Raw genomic sequence first — 16,097 nt, forward strand, 5'->3', positions numbered from 1 at the left:
TTTATTATTTATAATGATAATCGGTAAACGCGTTAAATTAAATTATTTTAGAACTTTTACTCTACATTAACTGTGATTGTACTTCCTTCAGCGAATCCCTCTTCTGTTATGGCATATGCCGTAATTTCAAACTTCCCTTCTTTATTTGATTGGAAACGAAGTTGTTCATCTTCTACTGCCAGCTCTCCGCCTGAAGCTATAAATTTATACCAAAGATCTCTTTTCAACGGATCGATGGCTTCTACGCTCAGTGTTATAGCTTCATTGATTGCAGTGGTATTACTGCTGGCTTCGAAATGTTCGAATTCAGGGCGTACTCCTTCTTTGGAAGGAGCAGGACGTTCGCCGAAGAACCGATCTAATTGAGCAGTTATCTCTGTTACAGGCAGTCCTTCATCGCCTACACTTTGTACACGGGCTAACATATTGGCCCGGCTGAAAGTAATAGCCTGTACGATTTCACCAAATCCTACAAAAGCAATATCACCTACATTTATATCTTTTGTTTCCGCCCTGTCAAGGCTGGGTGCTTCGAAGTTATCAAAAAAGCTCAACAGGTTTTTCTGTGACTGCCTCCACGAGGTCGATTCAAGGATATTAATTTTTACGAGCTGCTCATTATTTTGGGTATTACTCCACATATACGTATGCATTAGCAGGTCGTCTTGCAAAGGTTCTGAGATGGATTTTAAAAGTTCCCATCCCTGAAATTCCTTTCCGGCCATAAAGTGTTTCCATACAAATATATGTTTGCCTTTATCAGTTTCCTTTGCCCATTGTTCGAGGTCTCTTTCTCCCGGCTTTCCTTTTAATTCTTGATTACTCATAATTTTATCATCCTAAAGTTAATTATATAATTTGTCTGCGTTTTTTAGTGCTGGGTTTCGGACTACAGTTCTGGCAGCCATTAGCACCAAGAGGTGATAACCTGCGTCTATATTCAAGGGGCCCATTACATGTTCCAAACCTCATATTTATAGGCAGAAGCGGTGTATGCGGAGAAGAGGTAGGATCATTATCACCATCTACTTGTAAGCAGGCATCAAAGACTTCATCGTCCGTATCGCAACCTCCTTTCCAAGCAACTTCATGATAAGAGAAGCCGGTATTGGGCCAATTTGAACATCCCGGATACCAATTAGAATAGCCGATGGCAATGATATCGTTGAGCTGAAAACCATAGCCCATTTGAGATTGCCATAGATCACATCCGAGAACATTTGAAAAGGTAGAAACAATGGTGGCACAGTCAGTGCAATTTACATATTTCCCCAGTCCGCTACCGCCATCCAATCGATTCAAAAATTGGGTACAGTTAAAGTTACCATAAGCGTAATGAGAGGCTCCGCCGCCGGGACAATCATACTGTAATGTTGAAGGACCCAGATCGTACACATTTTCCGTTACTTTCCCTGCCGCCGAATCACGGTCTTTGGTACCTAATGCCCAAAGGCAGGAGTGATCCATGACATCGGTCCAGGGCAGTTGGGTATTGGAGGCATTATAAGGAGACTGCTGCCAAGGAGCAGTAGGAGTTTCTAACAAAACATAGATCTTATGCTTAGTGGTTTGAATATCTTGCCACGGCTGTCCACTGTTGCGACGGTATTGCCACTTCCACGTCGTATAATGAATACCTACCCCGGATTGTGTAAGACTCGTGTTTTTGAGGTCAAAAGAAACAAAGCCGGAATCCCCTCCCGACCCAAAAGTAATGGTTCTTTTTTTTACCTCTCCTAGAACATTACCAAAAGCGGCTTGTATAATTTTGATGATTAGCGAAATAAGCCAAGCACCACATCCGCCGCTGCCTGATGGGGAAGTAGTGGGATCTATTGCCCTTATTTCAGCGGATTGAATATCAGGAGCTGTAAAACGAGCTTGTACGGTTATTGTATTACCATGCGTTTCTTTAATAGCATAAGCAGCAAGTGAATCTTCTGCTTTACTGCTGCTTCCTTTTTCCCATTCCGGTACAGAGATAAATTGATTCTTACTTTTTCGAATATTTATAGCATCATGAGAAGAGGAGGCCGAATCATGGTTAAACTTGATGGCTTTTAAAGTAACACTCATTGATATAGTATTTTTATTGGGATTATGAACTAACAGAAGGGTAGGTCTCTTAAATTTGATACCATCGCTGGTAGCAATGGTTATTATAGGTAGCTTTTACAGCTATCAACTCTCTTGCCATACCCTTATTACACGTGATAAGTTAAATAAATGAAGTGAACAATACCAAAGAATAAATATACTTTAGCAAAACAAGATAATCCCCAAATTTATTATAAAAAAACAGTTGCCGGGAGGTATTCTTTTCTCATGCCTTATTATTAAAAGGGAGCTTTGTAAAACCGGACATGTCATCCTGAATTCAGTTCAGGATCTCGGTTTTAAGATTAACAACTGTGTATGAGATGCTGAAAGAGATACTTCGACAGACTCAGTACATGGTTCAGCATGACAAGATGTGACTAGTTTTGCCCGCCCCCCTAAAATACCATTGAACTAATATGTGTTATAACAAAATAACTTTAAGATAGGTCTTGATTAAAAATTATAGCCAAACAGAAAGTAATAGTGTTGGGTCAATGATTTTAATCCCGTTTGCTTGACCATTCCGTTGCCAATTTCTAATCTAATTTCAGCAGAAATTTTGCCATATTCTGTCCCTCCCAGCAACAGTGATTGTATTTAAATAGCGCTTCCTTAAACCCACCAGAATAGTTACAAGGTGTATAATATAGAGATCGTAAATCCTATTGAATAGGGGACAAATGTATGCGAATTGGTATCCTCTTGCGATATATCTGTTCCAAAACTGGTTAATGAATGCATAAAGTAGGGAGAGAGCTCAAAAAGGTATTGATATTTAGTGAACCTGGCGCCCACAGACACTAGCCCACTTATCCCATGCCTTTTTAAGGTGATAGTTGAGAAGGTATCGGGGAATTTCGAGGTTAAATTCAACTGGTTAATAATTCCGATCTCCCCAAAAAAGGAAAAAGACTCTTGGGTAAATGAGTGTAATGTTCCATGTAGAAGCAGAGGGATATTGACAAAATTAAAGTTTCTCTTGGTCAATATGCTGAAGTTATTTGCTCCGTTATTCCCAATATATTTTTCGTGGTATGTACTGCTGGCATATAAAAGACCAGAAGATATTCCCATATTATCAGACAAAAACAGGCGAACCTTGAAGCCTAACGATAGGTTCAAAGAAGGACTACTGTGGTTTATTCTACATCCTTCTACGCATTTTTCCGAAGAGACTGGTACAAACTTTTGAGTGAGATTAAACGCTCCAATTCGTGATGTTACCCCAATATTGATGGATTCAAGAGGTTCATGGCTTTGCGCCCATACCTGGTGCCACCCAAGTATGATCACGGAAAACAGGATAAGCTTTTTCATAGGTTTTAGTGTTCAACATGCAGGAATAAGTGTTTCAAGTTGTATTACTTTGTACACTCATGATTTTCCTTATACCTATTTACTATCTGTTTATCCTGATAATTGCCCCAATCACATATCCTAAATAAAAACAGTTTGGCATCTCATCGCTTTTACAGGAGTTCTGCTACACTGATACTTTTCCAAACTGCTGAAGCCCAAAACTGAAGAGCTGCTACCGATAGCGCCCGGTAAACATGCTAGTTTAATAGATTCTCAAACAAGGTTGTTACCAGTTTAGATTTATAATCAGATTGATATCTCCAGAACATAGCTCCCCTAAGGTTGTGCTCTTTAATATACTTGCACTTCCTGGTTGCCGATTCAACATCTTCATAACTGACAAAGAGGTTCTTTTTCTTATTAAAAAGATAGGGTACACTTGCAGTAGAGTCCCAATGGCGAACAAAATCGTTCTTATTCTCAAGGTTCTTTTTAATATGCTCAAAAGATGTCAGCAAACCTTCTTCTGGCGGTAAAGCCGGCTCGTATAAACCATGTCCGGTTGATGATAGTGTTTTAGCTGAACGACCATAGAAAGGAATACCCATAACAATTTTATCAGCAGGTACACCTGCATCTAAAAACATATCGACCCCCACATCTACGGAAAGCTTACGGGGATCCTTGGGATTGGTAAAGAGGGGAGCATTATGGCCTGCTAAACTGTCGGGACCGGTGATATAAAAATCGTAGGTCATGAGATTTATAAAATCTACATATCTTTGCACCTTAGCCATCTCTGTATTTGCTATATACTTCTTTGATACACCCGCAGCAATGGTAGATAAGTAGTGTTTATCATCCTTTTCGCCAAGCTCGTCTAATCTTGTTCTCAGCTCTTTTAACAGCAGCGTAAAGTTCCTTTTATCTTCGGGACGATGCACATTTCCGGCACCTTTCATATTGGGGTATTCCCAGTCGAGATCGATGCCGTCAAGGTTATGCTCTTTTATAAATTCAACAGCACTGTCAATAAACTTCTTACGACTTTGCTTGGTAAGCGCCATATCCGAAAAGTTTCCCGACCAAGTCCATCCCCCCACTGAGATAAGTATTTTCAGATCAGGATTCTTCTTTTTTAATGAGTTGAGGGTGTTAAAATTTTTAGCATCATTTTTAAACCCTTGCACAATCTTGCCATCCTTAATATTGGCAAAAGCATAATTTATGTGGGTAAGCTTTTCTACCTCAACATCTTGTTCGGTTATAACCTTTTCTTGAGGAAATAGGTAGCCTACAATTACTTTTTCTGGTAGTTGTTCATTTTTCTCAAAAGTGTTACAAGAACTGATAACTACAAAAATGAGTATAAGAGAAAGAAGGGGACGGCTCATATCGATTTTTACATTTAGAATGAAAAATAAAATACAGTTTAAAATTTTGTGCTATGAAATCCGGCACATTAATCAGTTAGTAATAAAGGCTCTATACAGCAACTAATCAGCTAAACAATGTAAAATTTTGAGCCTTCCATATACGTAAAAACTGATTAGAACCTTTTAAGACTACCTTAGATCCCTTTGGAATACTTAATGCTGTAGTTAGCTTAAGTAAGGTCCGTTATCCTAAAAACAGTTTTTGATAGCTAAAGAGAAGTGATTTTGCACAACTATTTTCGGTTAGGGCTCTCGCGATAATGGGAAAAACCGAGGAGGGTAGTGAAAAGGTGGGGAGTATAAATCAACATGCACTCAGTAATTTGAGTGGGTGCTGTAGGATTCGAACCTACGACCTCTACCGTGTCGGGGTAGCGCTCTAAACCAACTGAGCTAAGCACCCAAAGTGGGATATATCTCTTTTCCCAAGAGCGCCTAATATACTCATATTTGGGCCTTTATAGCAAAAATCATTTCTATAATTTTCAAATTATCTAACTCGTAATAACTAAACCTTTTTTCTTTCAGCTCTGAGGGAGGTTTTGTATTTTTAAGATTCCCTAGAAGGTAAACAAAGAAGTTCTAATGGCTCAACGCAGAGAAGCACGAGAAGCAGTCTTACAAGCACTATATGCCAGCGATGTTGGCAAAGGACAGTGGACCCAGATTATCAAATCGGTAATAAAACCGAAGGTAGGTAACGATACAGAGACGTTTAAGTTCGCAGAACGCCTCTTTTTAAAGATCGTAAACAACCTAGATGAAATTGACGAGGTTATTACCGAACATATCAACAACTGGCGTATCGAACGACTTACCACTATCGATCGCTTGGTATTGCGCATGGCCATAACAGAGTTTCTGTATTTTGAACAGATTCCCACCAAGGTTTCAATGAACGAAGCTATCGAAGTTGCGAAGAAATTTTCTACAAAGAAATCCGGCAATTTTGTGAATGGGATTTTGGATTCGGCCCTAAAACAGCTTAACGAAGATGGCCGGATCCAGAAAAAGGGTCGGGGACTCATCGAAACTTCGCTCAATTCTTAGGCTGCTCCCATAGTGAATGAACAACAATTTATAGCTATCGGAGATATTCATGGCTGTCTTCGATCAATGGAAGCCCTTCTTAAAAAACTGGCTCCATATAAAGATCGTCAGTTCGTTTTTGTGGGAGACTATATCGATCGCGGCCCTAATTCTCGAGGGGTGGTTAATCGATTGCTTGAACTTCGTAACGAGGTTCATACGATCTATCTGCGAGGCAATCATGAGCAGATGCTGCTGGATGCCATCCATAAAAACAAACGTTCTATGTGGATGATGAATGGAGGGCGAACAACATTGCAATCATATGGTGGGATTAGTGAAGCAGCTGATATTCCTGATCAGCATCTCGACTTTTATAAGAATACTCAAATGTACTTCGAAACTGACAATTATTTCTTTGTACATGCCGGGCTGTCACCAGCTAAAACCATTGCCCAAAGCATTAACGAGGAGAATGAGGTAAAAGAATTTTTGTGGGAACGATCACATTTAAATGCGTTCGAAACGGCATGGGAGAAAACAGTGGTATTTGGTCATACTCCCACTGAGCAGCCGGTACAACGAAAAAATATGATCGGTATTGATACAGGATGTGTATATTCTCGCAAGGGATATGGCAAGCTAACAGCCGTAAAGCTTCCGGAAGAAGAATTTATTCAACAAGAATCTATTGACTGATATATCAAATAATTGATTTTTAACATTTATAACTACCTATAGCACATGAGTTTACGTTGTGGAATTGTAGGACTTCCTAATGTTGGAAAGTCCACCCTTTTTAATGCTTTAAGTGATGCCGGCGCTGATGCCGCTAACTTTCCGTTTTGCACTATCGATCCCAATATTGGGGTTGTGCCGGTACCGGATGAGCGACTTGATACCCTGTACGAAATTGTCGGATCGGAAGAAAAACTACCGACCAGTGTAGAATTTGTAGATATTGCGGGGCTCGTGAAAGGAGCATCCGAAGGCAAAGGAAAGGGTAATGCTTTCTTATCTCATATACGCGAAGTAGATCTCATTGTGCATGTGGTCCGCTGTTTTGATGATGAAAATGTGATACACGTAGAAGGGGATGTTAATCCTACCCGCGATGTACACATTATTGAAGATGAGCTCATTCTCAAAGATCTTGAATCGGTCGAAAAAAAGGTTGAAACGCTGAAAAAAGAGGCCAAGAGCGGTGCCAAAGAAGATCTTAAAAACCTGGAAATCGTTGAAAATCTGAAAGAGCATTTAGAAAACGGAAATGCTGCGCGGACGTTTGAGATTGGCGATGATGCAGCAGAAATTTATCGCGAACTTTTTCTACTATCCGACAAGCCGGTGCTCTATGCTTGTAATGTTTCTGAAGAAGATCTGGATTCGGGTAATGAATGGGTTGATGAGGTAAAGGAGATCGCCGATCGCTTTGATGATGAGGTTGTAACCTTTTGCGCCAAGATTGAAGAAGAGATTGCCGAGCTTGATGAAGAAGAACGAGCAATGTTCCTGGAAGAGCTGGGAGCCGAGAGTGCGGGACTGGAGCGACTGATCCGTGCAGCCTATAAAGAGCTTGGCCTTATTACCTATTTCACTACAGGACCCAAAGAAACACGCGCTTGGACAGTTAGAAGAGGAGCAAAAGCCCCTGAAGCGGCTGGAGTGATCCACAGCGACTTTGAACGTGGATTTATCCGTGCCGAGACCGTCAGCTATGAAACCTATAAAGAGTTAGGTTCTGAAAAGGCGGTGAAAGACGCCGGAGAAATGCGTCAGGAAGGAAAAGATTATATCGTGCAAGATGGCGACGTCATGTTATTCCGTTTTAATGTATAACACCGGTATTAAAATGAACAAAAAAGGAGATGGATTACTATTCATCTCCTTTTTTTATGGATTGTTATGCCATCAAGATTGACGATAAAGCTAGCTTGGATTACGTGATTTCAGTAATGTAATTAGTATTTTCTGACCCCATCTTGTTCTTCCCCTACACGCAGGGGAATAAACTTTTTTAATAGGTAGTTAGCTTGAAGTTTGGCCGGGATTCTGGGAAAGGCTATGGAGCTTTTAAAACCAAAACATATTCCGGGTAGACGTCCCTCTAGGCCAGGAGTGGGTCAGTATGCCAGCAGTGAAGGTTTAACATTTTCGACCTTTACGTATCCTAATCCCCGTTATGTTCAACCACCTCTTAATCTCCTCCTTCATAAGGAGGAGAAATAAATATGCTATCTTCATGGTCTGTAGCCACAATAAGATATAGCACCCTGTTTCAATATATTGTGCTATTAGTTTTAGATCTCAACTACAAAGGTGAAGCTGTCCAATAAGTCCAAAGTGACTGAAGGCCACCTAAATAATTAAGGCATGGCAATCTCCCACTACTACGCACAAGGCTTTGTAGAGCAAGCTAAATCCCTCTTCTCCAAGATGGACTTGGGTTATGCCTTTTAGGGGGTTCTGAGCAATGTTCACCTTCAGTCCTTCCTCCTTGGAGAAGTGCTTGTCCGCCGATCGGTGGAAGGACTGAAGGAGTTATCCATCTATTTTATCAGCAGCCTAATATGTTACGGTTTCCATGACTGCATCTAAACGGACAGCCTCAAAGGAATACATCAGCATCGTTGCCTATATCAACAACTGGAGGCTGTTTTTACCTGTCGCATCATTCAAATATAGAATGAGCTATGGCTATATTTACAACAAAAAAGTAGAGCTGCAGGTGAAGGGATATTTTTGTAAAAAGTATTTGGCTGATATCCCCTGGAGGGATTTTTGTTTTTGACCCGACATATATTTCTGGCAAGTGTCCCTGTCCCTGCAAACAGTAAAGAGAGGCCTGGAGTGGGGCAGAGGTTCTAAACCTCTAGACGGCTAACCATCCTGTTTTGTTTAGTTTCTGATTGACAAAGAGTCCTCTTCATTCTCTTTGAAGGAAAATGAAGCTGTATCTGCCGGTACTTTCGACGGATTGATGCGATCGTGTACGACCCAGGCACTGGGATAACGATCTTTAATAAGCTGTGAGAAGCTATTAGCTTTACTTCGATCCTGAAAATCCCCGATATGTACCTTATAGTAGGGCGAGCGAAATGACTGGTAGGCGTTTGCATCGTATCCTGCTATGGTAGTGTCAGCCCACATGCGAAAGGAGGTAGTGACAGAATCAGCAAGGGTAATATCACGAGTAGAGAGAATTTGTACCCGGTACCCATCAAAAGGGTTTCTGTTAAAAGAGGTATTAGAAGAATCCTTCTTTAAAAACCCTTGGGGCATATCCTGTTGCTGGCTAACATATAGATCGCTGAGTTTACTTCTATTCTCATTTAACAGCTTCTGCAGATCCGTTGCTGCCGACAAAGCGGTGGAATCTGCCGCAGTTGCTTTACGGTCATCAGTTGCTTTTTGGGTTGTAGAGCAGCCCCCGATAACCATTAGTGAGAGTATTAAAAGAAAGAAAACAGTATTACGTAGGTATTGAGTCATGTGGTTACAGTCCAACAGGATGCCAGGTAGTTTTTATTTCTTGGAAATCGGTGATAAAATAGGGCGATTGTGAATCGTCGGCCAGCCAATCTTCTATCGGTTTTCGTATGACGCGCTTTAAATTTAAAGTGGCATTCTCATCAATTTGTTTCCGGGCTTCTTCATCAACCGTGGTATCGGTATAAAAGAAAGCATTCACGTCCATATGAGTAGTCATATGCTCAAGCAGCTCATCGCGGTAGCCGGTAAGGATATTGACCACACCGCCGGGCACATCAGAAGAGTTAAGCACCTCTGCAAAACTAACGGCACTTAATGGGTATTTCTCAGAAGCCAATATAATACAGCTGTTGCCACCTACAATTACAGGAGCCATCACGGAAACCAATCCCAAAAGGGGACGTTCTTCCGGAGCCCAGATATTGACAATCCCCATCGGTTCGGGCATTGAAAAGTTGAAGTGAGAGCTTGCTACCGGGTTAATAGTGCCAAAAACCTGCTGATATTTGTCTGACCACCCTGCGTAGTATATAAGCCGATCGATAGAGGTATTGACCTCTTCCTCGGCTTCTTCATTACTATAGCCAATCGTCTCCAGCTCTTCGATAAATTGGGCTTTCCGCGTTTCCAGCATTTCGGCAATGCGGTAGAGAATTTGTCCCCGGTTATAAGCCGTACGATCATTCCAGCCGGGTTGTGCATCACCGGCGGCTACAACGGCATCACGGAGGTCTTTACGCGAACACTGGCAGGCATTGGCCAATACATTGTCATCCTTATCATAGACTTTATAGTACCGACCGGATTCCGTTCGCGGGAAGTTACCGCCTACATATGTTTTATACGTTTTCAAAACTTCTATTCTGTCTGACATAACCTAATATCTAATATTGTAAATTCTTTTCTCTAATGCGTTATCGTAACTTCACATAGGGATACAAACCGTGAAGCCCTCCTTCTCGGCCTTCACCGCTCTCCTTAAAACCGCCAAAAGGAGAAGTTGGATCAAATTTATTGTAGGTATTCGACCAAACAACACCGTTTCTGATCTTACTGCCCACTTTAAATATCTTCGAGCCTTTATCCGTCCAGACCCCACCGGCAAGCCCGTAGGGAGTGTTGTTAGCTTTTGCAATACCTTCTTCCGCTGTTCGGAATGTTTGAACCGTAAGAACCGGCCCAAAGATCTCTTCCTGTACAATCCGATTTGACTGCGCAACATTGGTGAAAAGAGTAGGGCGACAGAAATACCCCTCTTCTGGTATCTGGCAAGAGCTTTGATACATATCTGCGCCTTCATTAACACCGAGCTCCAGGTACTCATTAATTTTGTTGTACTGTTGCTCAGAGTTAACGGCACCAATATCCGTGTTCTTGTCTAATGGATCGCCCACAATAAGGGTTTCCATGCGGTCGCGCAGCTTTTGAATTACTTTGTCGGCGATGCCTTCTTGCACAAAAAGTCGTGATCCGGCACAGCAAACATGACCCTGGTTAAAGAAAATGGCGTTAATGATACCTTCCACGGCTTGGTCGAGAGGAGCATCTTCAAAAATAATATTTGGACCTTTGCCACCCAGTTCAAGAGTGTACTTCTTATCCGTACCGGCCAGTGATTCTTTTATGATTTTTCCAACCTTGGTAGAACCGGTAAAAGCAATTTTGTCAATTCCTTTATGATTAACAATGGTAGATCCGGTTTGGCCTGCACCGGTTACAATATTAACCACGCCATCGGGGAGGCCGGCATCCCGGCACAATTCTGCAAACTTAAGGGCGGTAAGCGAGGTGGTTTCGGCCGGTTTTAGCACTACGGTATTGCCGGTGGCCAGGGCAGGGGCAATTTTCCAGGCTAGCATCAGCATAGGAAAGTTCCAGGGGATAATTTGCCCTGCTACACCCAAAGGCTCTGCTTTTTTGCCGGGAAAAGCATATTCCAGTTTATCAGCCCAACCGGCATAATAGAAAAAGTGTGCCGCTGCCAATGGTATATCCACATCCCGTGATTCCCGGATGGGTTTGCCACCATCAAGGGACTCTAAAATTGCAAATTCTCGCGCCCGTTCTTGAATAAGACGTGCCAACCTGAATATATATTTTCCGCGTTCTTTGGCTTCAAGCTCAGACCATTCATTTTCAAAAGCATTGCGAGCAGCCTTCACCGCTTTATCAATATCTTGCTGGGTAGCTTCGGCAAAAGAACAGAGTGTTTCTTCGGTAGCAGGATTAACAGAATCAAAATATCGACCCTTTTCGGGTGCTACGAATTCTCCATCGATATAGAGATCGTACTGTTCTTTAACTTCAGCATGCTCAGTACTTTGGGGAGCATCATCATATTCCCAGACTCCGTCAAAGTTAAGCTTTGAGCTGGGCGAGGATGGCTTATAGGGCTTTTCCTCAATAGTGTCGGCAGTTTGTTGATCGTCGGACATAATATGTTGATCAATTAAAAAGTTAATAAACTGTTTTAGTCATTAGAAAAATAATCGGCACTTTGATAGACACCGGTCTTCTGCTTGACAATCTGCATGAGCAGGTCGTTTGCGAGGGAAGAAGCACCGAAGCGGAAATAATCGGGCGTTAACCAATCGGTGCCCAATGTCTCTTTTACAATAACAAGATATTGTATAGCCTGTTTGGCTTTTCGAATACCGCCGGCCGGCTTCATCCCCACCATGCGACCGGTATCATAAAAATAATCTCTGATTGCTTCCAACATTACTAAGGTAACAGGTTGGGTTGCAGCGGGTTTTACCTTTCCGGTAGACGTTTTAATAAAGTCGGCGCCGGCATGCATGGCGATATCGCTTGCTTTTCGAACGTTCTCGTAGGTTTGTAATTCGCCGGTTTCTAAAATCACTTTCAAATGAGCATCGCCGCAGGCCTCTTTTACTGCAGCTATTTCATCATATACATAGCTATAATTTCCCTTTAAAAATTCGCCTCGTGAAATAACCATATCCACTTCATCGGCCCCATCTTCAACAACCTTTTTAGTTTCTTCGAGTTTCGCTTCCAGGGTACTCATTCCACTAGGGAATGCAGTAGCAACGCTGGCAATATTAATATCAGTACCTCGGAGAGCTTTTTCAGCAACACTCACCATGTTAGGATAAACGCAAACAGCAGCTACTGTGGGAAGTTGTGGCAGCCCTGCATAAGGTTCTTTGGCCTTTTGGCAAAGCTGAATAACTTTTCCGGGCGTATCCATTCCCGCGAGGGTGGTAAGATCTACCATGCTCAATGCGAGCTTTAAGGCCTGTACTTTAGACTCTTTTTTGATGCTCCTGGAATTAAGACGTGCTACCCGCTCCTCTATACCTACTTGGTCAATAGAGACGGTTTGATTGAAATCAGAAATCTTCAAAATGAAATCTTCTTGGTTATAGAATTGTTACTTACGAGGTACGAAACAGTGCCGTGCAGAAGTTAAGGATAAGATAACTATTACACCAAAGTTATACGACTAAATCTCACCATCGGTAAAAATCTCATCCGAATAACCTTTTTAAAATTCAGTTAAAACAAGACTAATAAAAAATGGAGTGATTTCTCTTTCATAGTTGTTAAGGTCACAGATATCTAAAAAATTTGATTGGATTGAATAGTCGTTACAATAATATCACAGGCAATAAGGTATATCATCAATAAAAAGCAGATGCCTGTAAATACAAACCGTACCCGGTAAAGAGTTCATATTGCATACTAAATATACCTATAACCACCAATATGTCATTGGTGATATTTACCGAAAAAACACAATTATAAACCATTATTATATAGTAGTTTAGATGACTTTATCTAATAAGAGTTCCAGGAACAGTAACAGCCGTATCCGTATTATAGCTGTTTTTGTGATATTGGCTACTTTTTTAGTTGTGGCTTCGTATTATGGCACTAAAACAATGTCGGCCGTTCGAGCCTATGTGACAGGAGAGGGGCTCTGGTCAAAAGCTCAAAAAAGGGCTACCAGGCATATCCTGGAATATATGCAATACGAGGAATTAAACGATTATAAGCAGTTCAAAGAGACCTTGATCCTGCATAATCAATTTTCCACGTCTCGGAAAGCAATGATCTCTGATCCCCCCGATCCTAAAACAGCCCGTCAAGGATTTCGTGCTAGTCAGCTACATCCCACCGATATTGAACTTATGGTATGGCTGGGCAGCAATTTTCATGATTTTACCTATGTGAAAGAGTCATTTGAAATTTGGAAAAATGCTGATCGTAAGATTGCAGAGCTTGAATCCGTTGCTCAGAATTTTCACCAACAGGCATTACAAGAAAAAATGTCGCCCCGGCAACGTAAAGAGTATGTGCAAAAAATTGCCCGGATTGACGAAGAGTTAACTGGTTATGAGGATGCTTTTACCGCCACACTTACCAGTGTAGCCCATGGATTGCGAGTAATAATATTCTGGTTTATTGCCGGCTTTGGGTTGCTGCTTACGGTCGTAGGTTATCTTATTACCGCGGCAGATTTTAAAAAAATCAATGACCTCAACACCAAACTCGAACGCCTGTCACTGGTAGCATCAAAAACAACCGATGCCGTTATAATTACCGACTCCCAAGAGCGTATAATTTGGGTGAATGCGATGTTTGAGAAACTGACAGGCTATAGCCAGCAAGAGGTGAAGGGCAGGGTGCCCGGTGAAATTTTACAGGGAGAGGAAACAGATACTGAAACCGTACAGGAGTTGGCAATGGCGATCGGGGAAGAAGAATCGATCAGAAAACGCATTCTGAACTATACCAAAGAGGGCGAAAAATTGTGGCTGGATATCACTATTGATCCGATATTTAATGATGAGGGAGAGTGCACAAATTTTATTGCTATTGAACGGGATATTACCGAACAGATCCAAAAAGAAGCTAAAGTCCGCGAAAGTTTAGAGCGGTATGATGTTGTGGCCCAGGCAACAAGTGATACTATTTATGATCTGGATCTCGAAAAAAATGAGATTAGCTATAATGAGGTTGTTCATGATATGTTTGGCTACGACAAAACTGAAATTGCCAATCTGCAAAAATGGTGGGAGAAGAAAATTCATCCCAACGATAGGCAGGATGTCGTAAGCAAGGTCGATAAAGTGATTGAAAACGGGAAAGATCGTTTTCAAATTGAGTATCGCTTTAAATGTAAGAATGGCAGTTATAAACATATCTTTGACAGGGCTTCTGTGGTACGAGATGAGCGGGATAATCCGGTACGAATTATTGGGGCAATGCAGGATATTACTGAAAGTAAAAAAGCGAAGCAGAAAGAGGAACGTCACCGCCTATTGTTGCAATCGATCACGGAAAATGTGGAAACCCCGATTTGGATCCGCAACAAAAAAGGTAACATCATCCTCGCAAATAAAGCCTGGAAAAAACTGTTCAATCTTGAAAATAAGGAGGTGGTTGGGCATTCAATGTTTGATTTACTTGACTCTGAGGTAGCCAAAAAATTTCATGAGAATGATCTTAATATCATTTCTAATCGGGTTACTCAGACATTCTATGAAAGTGTAAAAATAGATGGTGTTGAACGGTATTTTGTAACTTCTATGTTTTCTCTTGATGATGTGCCGGGCCTTGAAAATGCCATAGGAGGAGTAGCTATCGATATTACGGCCCGTAGACAAGCAGAGAATAAGCTTAACGCCGCAGAACAGAAGCTGCGTGAGATTGTTGAGCACAGTACCAATATGTTCTACCGACATACAACCGATCACGTGCTAACCTATGTGAGTCCACAATCCAGAGAGTTTCTGGGTTGTAGACCCGAAGAAGCCAAAACAAAATGGACTGAATTTGTAACCGACAATCCCCAAAATAAGGAGGGGCTAAAGAAAACAGAGGAGGCAATCCGTACCGGCGAAACCCAAGAACCGTTTGAGTTAGAACTACAAAAGAAAACCGGCGATATTATATGGGTAGAGGTAAATGAAGCCCCGATCGTAAAAGATGGAGAAACGGTGGCAATGGTCGGGTCACTCACCAATATTACCGAACGCAAAAAAGCGGAAGATGAAATAAAAGATGCACTTAAAGAGAAAGAAACACTTCTTGCGGAAGTCCATCACCGTGTGAAAAATAACATGGCTGTAGTCTCGGGGATGATGCAGCTACAGGCCTATCAAGAGGAGGATCCCCAGCTGGAATCAAAACTACTCGATAATGTGGCTCGTATAGGCACAATGGCTTCCATTCATGAGCATATCTATCAATCGGAGATGTTTTCCAGTATCGCGTTCTCACAAAATATTAGAACCATTGCCGATAAACTGGTTGATACCATGCAGGTTGAAACCGATATTAAGATTACCACAGATCTTGAAGAGGTCGAATTGGCATTAAATCAGGCTATTCCATCCTCTCTTATTATCAGTGAGGTTATTACAAATGCCTTAAAACATGCTTTTAAAGACCGTGCAAAAGGGAATTTACAGTTAAAAGTGGAAAAAAAGGATCGCCTTGTAGATGTTACTGTTAAAGATGATGGAGTAGGGTTGCCAAACTATTTTAATGCTACGAATGAATCTGATTCGCTGGGGATGCATCTTATTCAGAAACTCACTAAACAGCTCGATGGCACCTATGAATACCAGCCGGTAGAAGAGGGGACCGTATTCAGGTTATCGTTTAAAAAAGATTAAAACGCCCCTTGGCCTAACATTGGCATTAAGAAATATATCAGCTCGGAAATAACCGACTGTTACTATTTTATAATGGTAGTATTGGCGGTAT

The 16,097-nt window shown here is 41.5% G+C and carries 12 protein-coding genes and 1 tRNA gene; 4 read left to right on the forward strand and 9 right to left on the reverse strand.

The features are described 5' to 3' along the window. Window positions 1-56: 56 nt before the first annotated feature. The 5 genes from G3569_RS11755 to G3569_RS11775 all read right to left on the reverse strand — a co-directional run bounded on the left by G3569_RS11755 (window position 57) and on the right by G3569_RS11775 (window position 5,238). Window positions 57-827 (reverse strand): hypothetical protein, encoded by a 771-nt coding sequence (locus G3569_RS11755; RefSeq protein WP_165269355.1) that lies wholly within the window; start codon window positions 825-827, stop codon window positions 57-59. 22 nt (window positions 828-849) lie between these two features. Continuing rightward, window positions 850-2,076, reverse strand: coding sequence for a hypothetical protein (locus tag G3569_RS11760; protein ID WP_165269357.1), 1,227 nt, complete (start codon window positions 2,074-2,076; stop codon window positions 850-852). Between the two features lie 654 nt (window positions 2,077-2,730). Beyond that, the gene (locus G3569_RS11765) at window positions 2,731-3,417 is read right to left on the reverse strand and encodes an outer membrane beta-barrel protein (RefSeq protein WP_165269359.1); all 687 of its coding nucleotides are present in this window, start codon (window positions 3,415-3,417) and stop codon (window positions 2,731-2,733) included. 239 nt (window positions 3,418-3,656) lie between these two features. After that, complete coding sequence (locus G3569_RS11770) at window positions 3,657-4,793, reverse strand: glycoside hydrolase family 18 protein (protein WP_165269361.1); 1,137 nt, start codon at window positions 4,791-4,793, stop codon at window positions 3,657-3,659. 370 nt (window positions 4,794-5,163) lie between these two features. Next, window positions 5,164-5,238, reverse strand: a tRNA-Val gene (locus G3569_RS11775). A 182-nt stretch (window positions 5,239-5,420) separates the two neighbouring features. Between G3569_RS11775 and nusB the strand changes: the two genes are divergently transcribed. The 3 genes from nusB to ychF are packed head-to-tail and all read left to right on the forward strand — an operon-like array spanning window position 5,421 to window position 7,703. Further along, window positions 5,421-5,885, forward strand: a complete 465-nt coding sequence (nusB, locus tag G3569_RS11780) for a transcription antitermination factor NusB (protein WP_165269363.1) — start codon at window positions 5,421-5,423, stop codon at window positions 5,883-5,885. 12 nt (window positions 5,886-5,897) lie between these two features. Next, the gene (locus tag G3569_RS11785; protein ID WP_205720174.1) at window positions 5,898-6,563 is read left to right on the forward strand and encodes a metallophosphoesterase family protein; all 666 of its coding nucleotides are present in this window, start codon (window positions 5,898-5,900) and stop codon (window positions 6,561-6,563) included. A 45-nt stretch (window positions 6,564-6,608) separates the two neighbouring features. Then, window positions 6,609-7,703 (forward strand): redox-regulated ATPase YchF, encoded by a 1,095-nt coding sequence (gene ychF / locus G3569_RS11790; RefSeq protein ID WP_165269365.1) that lies wholly within the window; start codon window positions 6,609-6,611, stop codon window positions 7,701-7,703. Between the two features lie 1,059 nt (window positions 7,704-8,762). Here ychF and G3569_RS11795 read toward each other — a convergent pair. The 4 genes from G3569_RS11795 to deoC are packed head-to-tail and all read right to left on the reverse strand — an operon-like array spanning window position 8,763 to window position 12,726. After that, entirely contained in the window at window positions 8,763-9,356 is a 594-nt protein-coding gene (locus tag G3569_RS11795; protein WP_165269367.1) for an SPOR domain-containing protein, read from the reverse strand. 4 nt (window positions 9,357-9,360) lie between these two features. After that, on the reverse strand, window positions 9,361-10,230 hold the full coding sequence (locus G3569_RS11800; protein WP_165269369.1) for an aldehyde dehydrogenase family protein: 870 nt from the start codon (window positions 10,228-10,230) through the stop codon (window positions 9,361-9,363). A 40-nt stretch (window positions 10,231-10,270) separates the two neighbouring features. Then, entirely contained in the window at window positions 10,271-11,791 is a 1,521-nt protein-coding gene (locus G3569_RS11805; protein WP_165269371.1) for an aldehyde dehydrogenase family protein, read from the reverse strand. 35 nt (window positions 11,792-11,826) lie between these two features. Further along, window positions 11,827-12,726 carry a deoxyribose-phosphate aldolase gene (gene deoC / locus G3569_RS11810; protein WP_165269373.1) on the reverse strand — a complete coding sequence of 300 codons (900 nt, stop codon included), beginning with the start codon at window positions 12,724-12,726 and terminating at the stop codon, window positions 11,827-11,829. Window positions 12,727-13,150: 424 nt separating this feature from the next. On the opposite strand from deoC, the gene G3569_RS11815 reads away from it, so the two are divergent. Next, complete coding sequence (locus G3569_RS11815; RefSeq protein WP_165269375.1) at window positions 13,151-16,006, forward strand: PAS domain S-box protein; 2,856 nt, start codon at window positions 13,151-13,153, stop codon at window positions 16,004-16,006. Window positions 16,007-16,097: the final 91 nt, after the last annotated feature.

Source organism: Fodinibius halophilus, assembly GCF_011059105.1.
Classification (GTDB): domain Bacteria; phylum Bacteroidota; class Rhodothermia; order Balneolales; family Balneolaceae; genus Fodinibius; species Fodinibius halophilus.

Bases quoted from the DNA above. Each gene is read 5' to 3' on its own strand.
- G3569_RS11755 (WP_165269355.1), bottom strand. From the start codon at position 827: ATGAGTAATCAAGAATTAAAAGGAAAGCCGGGAGAAAGAGACCTCGAA.
- ychF (WP_165269365.1), top strand. From the start codon at position 6,609: ATGAGTTTACGTTGTGGAATTGTAGGACTTCCTAATGTTGGAAAGTCC.
- G3569_RS11770 (WP_165269361.1), bottom strand. From the start codon at position 4,793: ATGAGCCGTCCCCTTCTTTCTCTTATACTCATTTTTGTAGTTATCAGT.
- G3569_RS11760 (WP_165269357.1), bottom strand. From the start codon at position 2,076: ATGAGTGTTACTTTAAAAGCCATCAAGTTTAACCATGATTCGGCCTCC.
- G3569_RS11765 (WP_165269359.1), bottom strand. From the start codon at position 3,417: ATGAAAAAGCTTATCCTGTTTTCCGTGATCATACTTGGGTGGCACCAG.
- nusB (WP_165269363.1), top strand. From the start codon at position 5,421: ATGGCTCAACGCAGAGAAGCACGAGAAGCAGTCTTACAAGCACTATAT.
- G3569_RS11800 (WP_165269369.1), bottom strand. From the start codon at position 10,230: ATGTCAGACAGAATAGAAGTTTTGAAAACGTATAAAACATATGTAGGC.
- G3569_RS11805 (WP_165269371.1), bottom strand. From the start codon at position 11,791: ATGTCCGACGATCAACAAACTGCCGACACTATTGAGGAAAAGCCCTAT.
- G3569_RS11795 (WP_165269367.1), bottom strand. From the start codon at position 9,356: ATGACTCAATACCTACGTAATACTGTTTTCTTTCTTTTAATACTCTCA.
- G3569_RS11815 (WP_165269375.1), top strand. From the start codon at position 13,151: ATGACTTTATCTAATAAGAGTTCCAGGAACAGTAACAGCCGTATCCGT.